Consider the following 14,392-nt stretch of genomic DNA (forward strand, 5'->3'; position numbering starts at 1 on the left):
ACATTCCCGCCCCATTTTTGGGCAGATCGGGGTGTATTGACACATTGAAAGTTAAGGGATAGAAAGAATTCACGTTACGAAAATATTTATTCGTCGTTCACCGAGGGGAAAGCAATGTCACCGATAAAAAATACCGGCCGTCTTCTTGTGCACTCTGCCATCGCGGCTGCGTTATTATTACCAACCATGTTATATGCCGCAGATCAAATAACTTTGCGCTATGCCGTATGGGACAGAAACCAATTACCTGCCGAACAAGAAATTGCCAAACGATTTGAAAAAGAAAATCCTAACATCAAAATAGCGATAGAATTAACCCCATCAGCGCAATACTTTGTAAAATTAGATTCAGCAGCGGCTGGCGGCGTTGCCCCTGATATATTCTGGATAAACATGCCCTATTTTGTGCAATATGCCAAGAATGGCATTATGCAACCCTTAACACCTTATATGACCGGCAGCAGCGTTAACGTAAATAACATCGTCGCCAGTTCGGTGAAGGCTTATCAGTATGACGGTCAGCAGATGGCTATCCCCCGCGACGTAGACTCCATTGCAGTTTGGTACAACAAAAAGCTGTTTGACCAGGCTGGCGTCAGCTACCCCACCAACGACTGGGATTGGGACACGCTGAAAAGCAAAGCGGCAGCGTTGAAAACCGGCTTGAAAGGCAGCGCCTTCCCCCTGGTGATGGATCTGAGCATTGACGGCCAGGACAGCTATATGAATCTGCTGTTCCAGAACGGCAACCATATTGTGCCGAAAGACGGCCAGCCAACCGATATTGCCAACGATAAGTCGATCTGGGTGTATCAGCAGTTGCAAACCATGATGAAAGACGGGCTGATGCCAAGCGCTCAACAAATGAGCGAAGTCAAAACCGAAAATATCTTCCAGTCCAACCGTGCTGCAATGGTGTATGCCGGCTCATGGTTGGCCGCGCCCTTCGCCAATAACCCGCTGATTAACGACCATATCGGCGTAGTGATGATGCCAAAAATCGAGCGTCAGTCTGGCGTCGCACACAGCCTGGCATTCGCCATGTCCGCCAACAGCGCCCATAAACAGGAAGCCTGGAAATACATCGAATTTATGAGCTCCGAAGCCTCGCAAGCCGAGCTGGCGAAGGTGGTGATCCCAGCCAACAAGGTGGCTGCCAAAGTCTGGGCTGCGGAGATTAAAAAAGTCGATGTCACGCCGTACATTCAAACCCTCAACGTGACCGAGGCTTACCCAACCGCCGGGACCAACACGCCAAAGTGGCAGAATATGTGGATTGCCAGCCTGAAGAAAATCTTCATGGGCGCGGATGCCAAGTCTGAAATGGACAAATCGGTCAAGAAGATCGAACGCGTCATGGAGCAGTAATCACCCCGTGCCGGTAGCGCCTGCCCGAGGGCGCACCGGCTGCGGACACCGCAGAGCAGTTACAGGTGAGGAATGGCAACATGTCGCTGGCAGAAACGGCTACGGTCACCCTAAAACAACAAAAAAGTGTCCCTCGACCGGCACTCAGCCGCCTGGAGCGCGCCGAGCGCTTTTGGGGATGGGTAATGATTTTACCGCTGCTGATTGGGTTGATGGTTTTCTATTTCATCCCTTTTTTGCAGAACATCTTTTACAGCTTCACCGATCTTAATCAGTTTATGCGCTGGACTACGTTCAGCGTTGATAACTACGTCAATCTGTTTGAGGACGACGATTTTTATACCGCTGCCGGTAACACGCTGTTCTACGTGGTGGTCTGCGTCCCTGTCAGCCTGAGCCTTTCCCTGTTGCTGGCGATTGGCTTGAACCAGAACATCCGCGGCAAAGCGGTGTTGCGCACGTTACTGTTCCTGCCTGCAGTCACCATGCCTGCCGCGGTGGCGATGGTTTGGCAATGGCTGTTTAACAAAGACTTTGGCCTGATTAACCAGGCGATGGGTTTCTTGGGTATTTCGCCGGTGGCCTGGCTGTCCGATCCGGACGTGGTGCGGATCAGCGTTTCCATCATCATTATCTGGTCGTCACTGGCGCTGAAAATCATCATTTTGCTGGCCGGGTTACAAAGTATTCCACGCCAACTGTATGAGGCCGCAGACATTGACGGCATCAGCACCCTGCGCCGATTTTTCTGTATCACTCTGCCGATGATGGTACCGACGCTGTTTTTCGTCTCAGTAATGAGCTTTATCGAGATCCTGCAAGTCTTTGACGTGGTGTTCCTGATGTTTGACCGCGCATTGGTGGAAAGTGACGTGATGACTGTCACCAACCTGTTCTACAAATATGCCTTCTATCTGCAGGAGAAAGGCTACGCCTCTGCCATAACCGTGGTGCTGTTCGCCGTCACCCTACTGATCACCCTGATTCAAATGGTGATTGGCAAACGCCTGAAAGTCAGCTGAGGAGCCATGACGATGAGCATAAGTAAAAAAACACTGGTTTATCTGTTTATGGCCCTGGCGGCGCTCGCCTCTGTCGTCCCTTTTATCTGGATGCTGGTTACCTCACTGAAAACGCAGGCCGAGAGTATTCAGATCCCGCTAAAACTGCTGCCGACGCACCCCAGCCTGCAGGCCTACGGCAAGATCATGCATGAAATTCCGTTTACTGATTTTTATGTGAACTCGCTGCTGGCGACATTCTTTACCGTCACACTACAAATGGTCATCGCCACCATGGCCGCTTACGGTTTCTCGCGCTTGCATTTTCGCGGCCGCGACGCGGTGTTCCTGGTCTGTATTTCCATTCTGATGGTGCCTGGTCAGGCGTTTCTGATCCCGCAATTCCTGGTAGTGCAGAAGTTGGGCTTGGTAAACAGCATCACCGGGCTGGTGTTGCCAGGCATTTTCAGTATTTATGCCACTTTCCTGTTGCGTCAGTTCTTCCTGGCGGTGCCAAAGGAGATGGAAGAAGCGGCGTTGATTGACGGCTACAGCTACTTCGCTATTTTCTGGCGCATCATGCTGCCCCTGATTCGCCCCGGCATCATCGCCTGCATCATTATTAATGGCCTGTGGAGCTGGAACAACCTGATGTGGCCGCTGATCGTCAACACCACCACCGAGAAACTGACGCTGCCCGTTGGACTGGCATCACTGTCAAGCCGTGCCGGGGTGGAATATCCGTTACTGATGGCCGGCGCGCTGATGGCGGTCATCCCCATGCTGATGCTGTTCATTCTTTTCCAACGCTACTTCATCCAGGGCATCGCCAGCGCTGGGGTAAAAGGCTAACCGCGAATACAAGGTAACTAACATGGCCGGTATACAGTTAAACAATGTGAAGAAGGTCTATCCCAATGGGTTCAATGCTTTGCATGGGGTCGATCTGGACATCAAAGACGGCGAATTTATGGTATTTGTTGGCCCCTCCGGCTGCGCAAAATCCACCCTGCTGCGAATGATCGCCGGCCTGGAAAGCGTCAGCGAAGGCCAGATCCTGATTCACGACCACTGCGTCAACGACACCATGCCGAAAGATCGCGGCATTGCGATGGTTTTCCAGAACTATGCGCTCTATCCCCATATGACCGTCTACAAGAACATGGCGTTCGGTTTGATCGGCAAAGAAAGCAAAGCCGAAATTGATCGCCGTGTGCGGGATGCGGCCGAAAAATTGGAAATCACCAATCTGCTGCAACGTAAGCCAGGTCAGTTGTCGGGTGGCCAGTGCCAGCGTGTGGCGGTCGGCCGCGCTATCGTGCGTAAACCCAAGGTGTTTTTGTTCGATGAACCCCTGTCGAATTTGGATGCCAAGCTACGCGTCTCGATGCGCGTGCAGTTGATTGAATTGCATAACCAGCTGAAACAGGAAGGTGCGGCTGCCACCATGGTCTATGTCACGCACGATCAGGTAGAGGCGATGACCATGGGAGACCGTATCTGTGTGATGAACCGTGGCGCCATCATGCAGGTAGACAAACCGATCAACCTGTATCACCAACCCGCTAACCGCTTTGTCGCCGAGTTCATCGGCAGCCCATCGATGAACCTGCACGATATGGCGATTACCCGCACCGCTCAGGGAATTGGGCTACGCATCGGTAGCGAATATCCACTCGAACTGCCACCGGCGCTGCAACAGCAATTAGAAAAATACCCGCACCCGCGCGTATGCCTCGGCATTCGTCCAGAGTCCTTGCGGTTGTGCGCTCCCGGCAGTGCCAACTGCTTCCCGGCAAAGATCGTCACCATCGAACGCATGGGCAACGAAGAATTGCTGCACTGCGAGCTGGCTGAGCTGCGGTTTGTGCTTCGTATGGCGTCACAACCAGACTGGGAACCGCGTTTGGGAGAACAGATCCACCTGGCTTTCGATCTGTCCCGCGCACACCTGTTTGATGAAATCAGCGGCCAAAACCTCAAATAACAAGATCGGAGAATGTGCAATGTCGTCATCTCAACAAAATGGTTATGCCGGTCGCCCGGTGAAGGTACTGGTTATTGGCGCCGGAGCGCGCGGGGAAATTTATTCACGTTACGCGTTGGCACACCCGGATTTCATGCAGGTGGTCGCCGTGGCAGAGCCGCGTGATGTTTATCGGCAACAGTTTGTCGAACAACATGGCATAGCGGCAGATAAGGTATTCACTGACTGGCAGCAGGCGGCCAACGCAGGAAAACTGGCCGATGCGGTGCTGATCTGTACCCAAGACACGTTACACCTCGAGCCCGCGCTGGCCTTCGCCAGGCAGGGTTACGCCATGCTGCTGGAAAAACCGCTGTCACCGGATGCCAGTGAATGCCGCACCATCGTTGAAGAAGTGATACGTCAAAAGCTGATTTTCTCGGTTGGCCATGTGTTGCGCTATACGCGCTATACCCAGAAACTGAAGCAGCTGCTGCGTGATAACGTGATTGGTGACATTGTCAGCCTGCAGCACCTGGAACCGGTCGGTTACTGGCACCAGGCTCATTCCTTCGTCCGCGGTAACTGGCGCAATGACGGTGAAGCCGCTTTTATGCTGCTACAAAAATCCTGCCACGACATCGACTGGATCCGCTACATCATGGAGCTGCCCTGCGAGCAGATCAGCTCGTTCGGGGGTTTGCGTCACTTTCGCCAGGAAAATCAACCTGCGGGTGCGGCGGACAATTGCCTGGACTGTTCAGTGGAAGCCCATTGCCCTTATTCCGCTAAACGCATCTATCTGGGCGACGACCACAAAGCGACACCGGGCTTCCTGCGGGTGTTAACGCCAGAGGTCAGTCAGCCACACCTGTTGGCGGCCCTGCGCGAGGGGCAGTATGGCCGCTGTGTCTACCGTTGCGACAACAACGTCGTTGATCATCAGGTGGTCAACATGCAATTTGCCGGTGGACGCACCGCGTCCTTCACCATGACGGCGTTCACCCGCCTTGAAGATCGCAAAACCCGCATTTTCGGCAGCCACGGTTGTCTCGAGGGCGACGGACGCTTCATCCGTATCACTTCGTTCGTTGACGACAGTGAAAAGGTCTACGACGTTGATGAGGCTGAAGATCTGCATACCATGTCCGGTCACGGCGGCGGCGATTACTATCTGATGCAGCATTTTATCGACGCTATTCGCACGAACGACCCTTCACAGGTGCTGTCAGGCCCAGCGGAAACGTTGGAAAGCCATTTGATGGTGTTTGCGGCTGAACGTGCTCGCCGTGAATCTACCGTCATCACCCTGAGCGGAGCCTGAAACGTGGAGGTATCACAGATGCGCTACGGCTTCGACATTGGGGGAACCAAGATCGAAATGGCAGCCTATGACCAACAGCTTACGCAGGTGTTTTGCCAACGCGTCAGTACCCCTACGGGCAATTACCGCGAATTTCTGTCCTGTATCCACCAATTGGTGGATCGTGCCGACCGCGAATTGCATACCCAAGGCAGTATCGGCATCGGCTTACCCGGCGTAACCGATCCTCGCAGCCGCCGGCAACTGGCCGTCAACGTGCCTTGCCTGACCGGTCACTGTCTGGCTGACGATCTGGCCCAAGCATTGTCGCGGCCGGTTGAAATTGAAAACGACTGCCGTTGCTTCGCCCTTTCCGAAGCCAGCACGCCACAGACAGAGCATCTGGCGCTGGTGTTCGGCGCGATTATCGGTACCGGTGCCGGCGGTGGCCTGGTCATGAACAAACAGTTGCATAAAGGCCGCAATGGTCTGGCCGGTGAATGGGGCCACACGCCGATCTCTGCTCAGTTGGCACAACGTTACGATTTGCCGCTATTCACCTGTAATTGCGGCCTGACCGCCTGCTTTGAGCGCTACGTATCCGGCAGTGGGTTGCTGGCGTTAAGCCGCCATTTTGGCCACCCTGCCGATACGGTACCGGCACTGATCGCCAGTTACCGGCAGGGACAGCCAATGGCACAGCACCTGATGGTGATGTACGTCGATATTCTGGCCAGCGCGTTGGCAAGTCTGCAGCTGTTACTGGACGTGGACGCCTTCGTGCTCGGCGGTGGGCTGTCGAACGTCAAGGAGTTGTATTCCCTCCTGCCGCCGGCCATGGGCCAGTGGTTGTTGCCCGGCACGGAACCGGCGGCAGTCTACCCGCCAGTGCACGGCGACAGCAGTGGCGTACGCGGTGCTGCGCTATTACGTCAAAGCTGGCAATAAAAAACAATGAAAAGGCGAACAACAAGAAATGAATGGCGCAGCTTTCACCCTGCTTTTGGTAAATGACAGCAAGCGATGAGTTTTCGCCTGATTAATAACGGATTACCCATTTTCACTTTATTTATTCGCTGCTTTCGGTTTGACTGCAATCGAAAGATAAAATCAACATAAGCAATTGATACATATGATTTTTTATAAAATAACCGATTGCATTTCACTGTTTCGTTTGCTGTAATTCGACACGAACAACTGAAAGCACTCCTGCCAGATTAGCTGCGACGCATTGCGCCGCGGCCGGGTATGACTACAGCTAAATCAGGAGTCACGCGTTAATGATCAATACCGTAAAACGACGGGAATTAATTATCGACCAGCTTTGTCGCGAAGGCTCGGTGCGCGTCGAACAACTCAGCGCCCAGTTTTCGGTTTCCAGCGTCACTATCCGCAGCGATCTGCGCCAGTTGGAAAAAAGCGGCTGCGCCGTACGTGCCTATGGGGGCGCAATGCTCAATAAGCAGTTCGCCTTCGATCGCCCGTTGCAGGACAAGGGCCGTATCAATCGCGATGTGAAATTCGCCATTGCCTGTGCGGCAGCCGAATTGGTCAATGACGGCGATGCCATCATTCTCGATTCCGGCTCCACCACCAGCCAAATGGCACAGCAGTTAGCCGGCAAGAAAGATCTGGTTGTGATGACCAATGCATTGAATATCGCTTTCGAACTGGCCAACAACGAACAGGTGGATTTGATGGTGGTAGGCGGCAGCGTACGGCGCAAATCCTGGTCGCTGTATGGACCGGCAGCAGAGCAGCACATGCGCCAGTTCCGGTTCGACAAGCTGTTTCTCGGCGTTGACGGCTTTGATCTGCTCAGTGGTATCACCACACCAGACCCCGGAGAAGCGCAACTCAACCGCGCTATGTGCGATGTCGCACGCGAAGTGATCGCCGTCGCAGACGCCAGCAAATTTGGCCGCACCAGCTTTTGCATGATCCGTGAAATCGGCCAAATCCAACGTTTGGTCACTGACAGCCGCATTCCGGAAAGCTACCTGCATGCGCTGAAGCATTTAGGGGTCGACGTCATTATCGCCGACCGTTAACAGACGTTTCTTAAGGAGTTTTCAACATGAATGGTTATTTTGCTTACGATGCGGGCTGGCTGGAGCAACGGCATGCGTTGCATACCGCACGTGAAATCTGGCAGCAGCCGGACCTCTGGGCCGCCCTGCACCAGCAACTACACGCGCAACAGGCGCAGTGGCAACCTTTCCTTGCCCCGTTACTGTCGAATCCCCGTTTGCAGATTGTGCTTTGCGGTGCGGGCAGCTCCGCCTTCGCCGGTCGTGCGCTGGCGCCATGGCTCCGCGAGAAAACGGGCCGTGATGTGGTGGCTTATGGCACCACCGATATTGTCGCTAACCCGCACCAATACCTCGACTTGACGCGCCCTACGCTGCTGGTTTCTTTTGCCCGCTCCGGCAACAGCCCAGAAAGCGTGGCGACGGTGGAATTGGCCGATCAGTTGCTGCCCGAAAGCTATCACCTGATGCTGGTGTGCAACCCGGACAGCAAGCTAGCGCAGTACGCACACCAACGCGATAACGTTTGTTCGCTGGTGATGCCGCAAGGCTCCAACGATCAGAGCTTCGCCATGACCTCCAGCTTTAGCTGCATGATGCTGTCCGCAGCGCTATTGCTGGGCCCCTATTCCCTTGCCGACGCGCAACGGCCACTGAGCGCCATGGTGGAACGCTGTCGTGAACTTCGCGAGACACTGCAACCTCAGGTGAAAACCTTGGCTGCCAGTGGGTTCAGGCGCTACATCACGCTGGGTGGCAGCTGTTTTACCGGGCTTGCGGAAGAGGCATCGTTAAAGATGCTGGAACTGACAGCCGGTCAGATTGTTACCCGCTACGACTCCCCGCTCGGTTTGCGTCACGGGCCCAAATTTATGGTCGATAGCCAGACATTAGTCCTTCTGATGTTCTCCAGTGGCGACTATGCCCGTCAATACGATCGCGATTTGTGGAACGAACTGCAGCGTGACGGTTTGGCGATGCAGATGGTCGGCTTGACCGGCAGCACACAACCACTCAGCGACATGATACTGAATCTGCACCATGCCGAGGATGACGTCTGGTTACTGTTCCCCTACTTGTTATTCACTCAGATGCTGGCATTTGAAAGCTCGCTGGCGCTGGGCCTGACGCCGGATAATCCGTGCCCGACCGGTGAAGTTAACCGCGTGGTGAAAGGCGTTACCATTTACCGCTATCCGTCTTCTGTGGCGTAAGGAGCCCCTATGTACCTGATATCCAATCGCGAAATGCTGTTAAAAGCGCAGCGCCAGGGTTATGCCGTACCCGCGTTCAACGTGCATAACCTGGAAACTGTACAAGTGGTGGCGGAAACCGCCGCAGAGCTGGGATCCCCGGTGATCATGGCAGGAACGCCCGGCACTTTCAGCTATGCCGGTACCGACTATTTGATCGGCATCTGTCAGGCGGCAGCGCACCGTTACGATCTGCCCTTTGCGCTGCACCTTGATCATCATGAAGAAATGGATGATATCGAGTTCAAGGTCAAAAACGGCATCCGCTCAGTGATGATTGACGGATCGCACTTGCCCTTCGCACAGAACATCGCCAAAGTCGCCGAAGCCGTCGCCTTATGCCACCGCTATGGGGCCAGTGTGGAAGCAGAACTGGGTCGCCTGGGTGGCCAGGAGGATGACTTGATTGTCGACTCCGCAGACAGTTTCTTTACCGATCCCGCCGCCGCGCGAGAGTTTGTCACCGCTACCGGCATAGACTCGCTCGCGGTAGCCATTGGTTCTGCCCATGGGCTATACCAGGGTGAACCCAAACTGGATTTCGAACGCTTGGCGCTGATCCGTGAGCACGTCGACATTCCCCTGGTGTTGCACGGCGCATCCGGAATTCCTGAAGCCATGGTGAAACGCGCGATTTCGCTGGGTGTATGCAAGGTCAACGTGGCCACTGAACTGAAAATCGCCTTTGCTGATGCCGTGAAGAGCTATTTCGCTCAGCATCCGGACGCCAACGATCCACGCAAATACATCGTACCCGGCAAGCTGGCAATGAAAGAGGTGGTCGCAGAGAAGATCCGCATTTGCGGTAGCAGCGGTATGCTGTAACCCAGAATAGTGCTTTATGTTTGGCCGCAGTGGCATTGGCAACTGCGGCCAGGGGCGTTTTTACCGTGACACAGTTCACAGTACATCCGCCACGTTCGCCTGCTAATCATTAAGCCGCCTTCACTATGATCTAAATCATGGTTTTAGCCACACCCCCTCCCTATTATTAAATCCGCAACACAAAGAATTAAGAATAGTATATAAACCATTCGCAATTGCGCTGCGTAAACTTGTTCGAGAATCGTCATTAACACCTATTTTGTCTTTATTTAATTGGCACCACTTATTTGTTTTTCATTTTAGAAGAGGAGTTAATAATGAAGCGTTCTCTTATCGTACTCGCACTTCTGGCCCTTATTCCCGCAACCTTACAGGCCGCCACAGGCTCCAGCCACCCTGTAGCCTCAGGCACCATTCGCTTTGTCGGCGAAATCACGTCGCCAGCCTGTAACATTAAACAGAGAAATGAAGAACTCGTTTCCAATTGCTTCGGCACAGGTTCAACAAACGGCAACGGCATTGTCACAACGTCATTAAACAATATGCCATCTGAATTGGTTTCTAATGTAACCACCGAATCAGTAAATAATGACCATCGATTAAAGAACATCACGATAAGCTACAAGTAACTCGTAGTGATGTTTATTGTTAACACTGTTTTAACTGATAAAATAATATTTGTATTTTATAAATTTATTTTATCACTTCGCACCCTGAACTATGCTCTGTTCACATCATTACGTTGAAATGGGCAACCCCCGGTTGCCCATTTTCATGTCCGAAATCCGCCATCGCTCCGCTGCATTTCATGTAATAATCTGCCCATCAAACGAGAGGAGTGATCAAAATGCAGACTTTTTTTATTGACCGTATGGCGACGCCAGTGGGCGAGCTGGTTTTGATTGCCGATGAGCAGGACCGCTTGCGCGCTATCGACTGGACCGAACACGAAGTACGCCTGATGAAGCTGCTGAACACACATTACCGGGCCGATCGTTTTCAACTGGTAGACAAGCACAATCCTGGCGGCCTGACTGACATCATGCAGCGGTATTTCTCCGGTGAGTTGGACGTGATCAACAGCGTGCCGGTAATGACAGCAGGTACAGAATTCCAGCGCACGGTGTGGCAGCAGCTGCGCCAGATCCCGTGCGGTGAGATCATTACTTACGGAGAATTGGCAAAGCGCATCGGTCGCCCAACGGCCTCCCGGGCGGTCGGCATGGCAAACGGCTCTAACCCAATCAGCATCGTGGTGCCTTGTCATCGTGTGATTGGTTCACAAGGTGCCTTGACCGGCTATGCCGGCGGTGTTCAGCGCAAAGCGTGGCTGTTGAAACATGAAGGGTATTTGCAAAACGATCTGCTTTAATCAGCCATTGGCGGGATATCGCAGGAAAAGTGCGATATCCCGGCGCTATTAGCGTGGGACGTAATCCGGCGGTGCCCCGCGATCCGTTGGCGGTGGGTAATAGTCCGGCGGAACCGGTGAGGCTTGTTGCATATCCGCGCTGCCGTAGCCATAGGCCACCGGTACTTTATTGCCTTTGGCATACATACATTGGCTGTAGACCGTATCGTAGCGATCTTGCAAATCTCCAGAACTCTCCGACGCGCCGCCGCTGGCCATTGAACTGCCTACCAATAATCCACCGCCGGCACCAATAAGCGCCCCTGGCCCCGCATTACCCGATGCCGCACCGATTAATGCCCCCGCGGCCGCACCAACCAGCGTACCCGCTGCGGCAGTACCCGCCGCATTATTAGACGCGCTCTGGGCACCGCCATTCACGCTATTTTGCGCATAGCCGCGGCACATCGCCTCATCACGATTAAATTGTTCATAGTTTTTGCCGGTGCCCGGTAAAGCCATCACATCCGGACCGGTCGGCGGCGAAACGCAACCACACAGCCCGGCAGCCAAAGCCAGTAACGTAAAAACAGGAAAAAATTTCATCACTGATCCGCCTTAGAGTCACCGAGATGTCGGGCCATCTGTTACCACTTTCATCCAACCGTCAGGGCAACGTGCTACTTGCGGGTAATAGCCCGCGGGACGTCGGCAGTAGTACGCGTAATTGGGTGCCTTTTCTATGTAGTTCTGCGGCGGCGGCGGTGCTACATACACCACCGGCGGTGGCGCATAATAAACCGGAGGGGGTCCCCAAGGGATACCAATCACCACGTTGGGACCGTAGTACCCGTGGCCATAGTATCCGTGACCATAATAACCATGACCGTAATAGCCATGCCCATAGTAGCCGTGTGCAAACGAGGCAGCGCTGGCCGACATCAATGCTCCGGCCGCCAGCATCAATAACATGACCTTTTTCATCATTCACTCCTGAATCTGATTGTCACCACACCCATAGTGAGCAAGATAACGCCACGGAGCGTTTTATCTGCGGCAACGATTGGGATGAATGCGATCGGTTTTCGCCAGCAAATGTGTACAAATATTGACTTGATACGGCGGAAAGCACCTTGGATGAGCAGGGTTAAATATTGCTTACCTAAAAATCCGCGGTGTGGGCCTGACTTTCTCTTTCACCTGCGGTCACCAGCGTATCGGCAATCTGCCGGTGTAAGTAACAAATAAATCAAAACATTTCAGGTAACTAAAGAATAATCGGCGGCATGGCCGCGTGAAATTCGCACAGAATGCCCCCGTTCTTATTAATGCCACCCTTATCACCTGCCGCAAAAGATGTTAAAATTGACGCATATCAATTATTGAATGAGCGTAATCTATGATCCCGGAAAAACGCGTGATTCGTCGTATCCAGTCTGGTGGTTGTGCGATCCATTGTCAGGATTGCAGTATCAGCCAGCTGTGTATTCCTTTTACTCTTAATGCCCATGAGCTAGACCAGCTCGACAACATTATCGAAAGGAAAAAGCCTATCCAGAAGGGCCAGACCCTGTTCAAGGCCGGCGATGAACTGAAATCGCTGTACGCTATCCGCTCCGGGACAATCAAGAGCTACACCATCACCGAACAAGGCGATGAGCAAATCACCGGCTTCCATCTGGCGGGCGATCTGGTGGGTTTTGATGCCATTGGCGGATTAAAACACCCGAGCTTTGCTCAGGCGTTGGAAACGTCCATGGTGTGTGAGATCCCTTTCGAAACGCTGGATGATCTCTCGGGTAAAATGCCGAATCTTCGCCAACAAATCATGCGTCTGATGAGCGGCGAGATCAAAGGCGATCAAGACATGATCCTGCTGCTGTCGAAGAAAAATGCCGAAGAGCGCCTGGCGGCGTTTGTCTACAACCTGTCACGTCGTTTTGCTGAACGCGGCTTTTCACCACGCGAGTTCCGCCTGACCATGACCCGTGGCGATATCGGCAACTATCTTGGCCTGACGGTAGAAACCATCAGTCGCCTGCTTGGGCGCTTCCAGAAAAGCGAGATCCTGAGCGTTAAAGGCAAATACATTACCATCGAAAACGTCGACGCCCTGTCGGTGTTGGCCGGTACGCCACGTATTAACGTGACCGTAAACGCCTGATCCTATGCTGGGTTAGTAATTCCACAGAATTATTGACCCAGCACAACCTCTGCTGCTGTTCTGTTTTTCAATGTTGGGTTACTCTGTAAATTGACAGACTGTTGATTTTCAGCTGTAAGGAGGCCCTATGGCGAAGTATCAGAATCTTCTGGTGGCTATTGACCCCAATCAGGATGACCAGCCGGCATTGCGTCGCGCGGTGTACCTGATAAAACGCAATGGCGGGCGCATTAAGGCCTTCCTGCCTATTTACGACTTCTCATACGAGATGACGACCCTGCTCTCTCCAGACGAAAGAACGGCGATGCGGCAAGGCGTTATTAGCCAACGTGCCGCATGGATCAACGAGCAATGCCGTTTTTACCTCGACGAAGGCGTTCCTATTGAAATCAAAGTGGTCTGGCATAACCGCCCTTATGAGGCGATTATTCAGGAGGTGATCGCCGGCAAGCACGATTTGCTGCTGAAAATGGCGCACCAACATGACCGCCTCGAATCCGTCATTTTCACCCCAACCGACTGGCATCTGTTACGCAAATGCCCTTGTCCAGTGTGGATGGTTAAAGATCAACCCTGGCAGGACGGCAGCAAAGCCGTGGTTGCCGTCAACCTGGCCAGTGAAGAGCCCTACCACGATCCGTTGAACATCAAGCTCGTCCAAGAAACGGTTGAGCTGGCGCACAATGTTAACCAAACGGAAGTTCATCTGGTCGGCGCCTACCCGGTTACCCCGATCAATATCGCCATTGAATTGCCCGATTTTGACCCCAGTGTTTATAACGACGCCATCCGTGGGCAACATCTGATCGCCATGAAGGCGCTAAGACAAAAGTTCTGCATTAACGAAGAATTTACCCACGTTGAAAAAGGCCTGCCTGAAGAGGTCATTCCCGATTTAGCGGAACATTTACAGGCGGGTGTGGTGGTGTTGGGTACGCTAGGCCGTACCGGCATTTCTGCAGCCTTTATCGGTAACACGGCAGAACACGTGATCGATCATCTAAAATGCGATCTGTTGGTCATTAAACCGGATAACTTCAATTGCCCGATCGAAGCTGACGAAGACGACGAGCACGACGACGAAGATTGATGTTTGCCGCATAAAAAAACGGGCCTGATAGGCCCGTTTTT

The 14,392-nt window shown here is 53.1% G+C and carries 15 protein-coding genes; 13 read left to right on the forward strand and 2 right to left on the reverse strand.

Features of this window, described 5'->3' with window-relative positions:
* Positions 1 to 114: 114 nt before the first annotated feature.
* The 11 genes from AC2FC2_RS12240 (at position 115) to ogt (ending at position 11,118) form a co-directional block, all read left to right on the forward strand.
* Positions 115 to 1,368 carry an ABC transporter substrate-binding protein gene (locus AC2FC2_RS12240; RefSeq protein ID WP_209633650.1) on the forward strand — a complete coding sequence of 418 codons (1,254 nt, stop codon included), beginning with the start codon at positions 115 to 117 and terminating at the stop codon, positions 1,366 to 1,368.
* A gap of 80 nt (positions 1,369 to 1,448) precedes the next feature.
* Positions 1,449 to 2,390, forward strand: coding sequence for a carbohydrate ABC transporter permease (locus AC2FC2_RS12245; RefSeq protein WP_490307447.1), 942 nt, complete (start codon positions 1,449 to 1,451; stop codon positions 2,388 to 2,390).
* A 12-nt stretch (positions 2,391 to 2,402) separates the two neighbouring features.
* Positions 2,403 to 3,221 carry a carbohydrate ABC transporter permease gene (locus tag AC2FC2_RS12250; RefSeq protein ID WP_490659301.1) on the forward strand — a complete coding sequence of 273 codons (819 nt, stop codon included), beginning with the start codon at positions 2,403 to 2,405 and terminating at the stop codon, positions 3,219 to 3,221.
* 22 nt (positions 3,222 to 3,243) lie between these two features.
* On the forward strand, positions 3,244 to 4,356 hold the full coding sequence (locus tag AC2FC2_RS12255) for an ABC transporter ATP-binding protein (protein WP_209633656.1): 1,113 nt from the start codon (positions 3,244 to 3,246) through the stop codon (positions 4,354 to 4,356).
* A 19-nt stretch (positions 4,357 to 4,375) separates the two neighbouring features.
* Positions 4,376 to 5,659, forward strand: coding sequence for a Gfo/Idh/MocA family protein (locus AC2FC2_RS12260; RefSeq protein ID WP_490659302.1), 1,284 nt, complete (start codon positions 4,376 to 4,378; stop codon positions 5,657 to 5,659).
* 18 nt (positions 5,660 to 5,677) lie between these two features.
* Positions 5,678 to 6,586: an ROK family protein gene (locus AC2FC2_RS12265; protein ID WP_209634215.1), complete on the forward strand. Its 909-nt coding sequence runs from the start codon at positions 5,678 to 5,680 to the stop codon at positions 6,584 to 6,586.
* A 332-nt stretch (positions 6,587 to 6,918) separates the two neighbouring features.
* Positions 6,919 to 7,689, forward strand: coding sequence for a transcriptional repressor AgaR (agaR, locus tag AC2FC2_RS12270; RefSeq protein ID WP_209633661.1), 771 nt, complete (start codon positions 6,919 to 6,921; stop codon positions 7,687 to 7,689).
* A gap of 26 nt (positions 7,690 to 7,715) precedes the next feature.
* A complete protein-coding gene (locus tag AC2FC2_RS12275) occupies positions 7,716 to 8,882 on the forward strand; it encodes an SIS domain-containing protein (RefSeq protein ID WP_209633664.1) in 1,167 nt (388 codons plus the stop codon).
* 9 nt (positions 8,883 to 8,891) lie between these two features.
* Entirely contained in the window at positions 8,892 to 9,746 is an 855-nt protein-coding gene (locus tag AC2FC2_RS12280) for a tagatose bisphosphate family class II aldolase (RefSeq protein WP_209633666.1), read from the forward strand.
* Between the two features lie 317 nt (positions 9,747 to 10,063).
* Positions 10,064 to 10,375 (forward strand): YmdA family protein, encoded by a 312-nt coding sequence (locus AC2FC2_RS12285; RefSeq protein WP_209633668.1) that lies wholly within the window; start codon positions 10,064 to 10,066, stop codon positions 10,373 to 10,375.
* 218 nt (positions 10,376 to 10,593) lie between these two features.
* Positions 10,594 to 11,118 (forward strand): methylated-DNA--[protein]-cysteine S-methyltransferase, encoded by a 525-nt coding sequence (ogt, locus tag AC2FC2_RS12290; RefSeq protein ID WP_209633670.1) that lies wholly within the window; start codon positions 10,594 to 10,596, stop codon positions 11,116 to 11,118.
* 48 nt (positions 11,119 to 11,166) lie between these two features.
* Here ogt and AC2FC2_RS12295 read toward each other — a convergent pair whose 3' ends face one another.
* Positions 11,167 to 11,703 carry a glycine zipper family protein gene (locus AC2FC2_RS12295; protein ID WP_490659303.1) on the reverse strand — a complete coding sequence of 179 codons (537 nt, stop codon included), beginning with the start codon at positions 11,701 to 11,703 and terminating at the stop codon, positions 11,167 to 11,169.
* An 18-nt stretch (positions 11,704 to 11,721) separates the two neighbouring features.
* On the reverse strand, positions 11,722 to 12,081 hold the full coding sequence (locus AC2FC2_RS12300) for a hypothetical protein (protein WP_209633674.1): 360 nt from the start codon (positions 12,079 to 12,081) through the stop codon (positions 11,722 to 11,724).
* Between the two features lie 415 nt (positions 12,082 to 12,496).
* Here AC2FC2_RS12300 and fnr point away from each other — a divergent pair, with 415 nt between their 5' ends.
* Both fnr and uspE read left to right on the forward strand, forming a co-directional pair.
* Complete coding sequence (gene fnr, locus AC2FC2_RS12305) at positions 12,497 to 13,261, forward strand: fumarate/nitrate reduction transcriptional regulator Fnr (protein WP_012145310.1); 765 nt, start codon at positions 12,497 to 12,499, stop codon at positions 13,259 to 13,261.
* Positions 13,262 to 13,388: 127 nt separating this feature from the next.
* Positions 13,389 to 14,351 carry a universal stress protein UspE gene (gene uspE / locus AC2FC2_RS12310; protein WP_209633676.1) on the forward strand — a complete coding sequence of 321 codons (963 nt, stop codon included), beginning with the start codon at positions 13,389 to 13,391 and terminating at the stop codon, positions 14,349 to 14,351.
* The last annotated feature ends 41 nt before the right edge of the window (positions 14,352 to 14,392 follow it).

Source organism: Serratia sp. CoH_122_TC_1 (assembly GCF_058191755.1).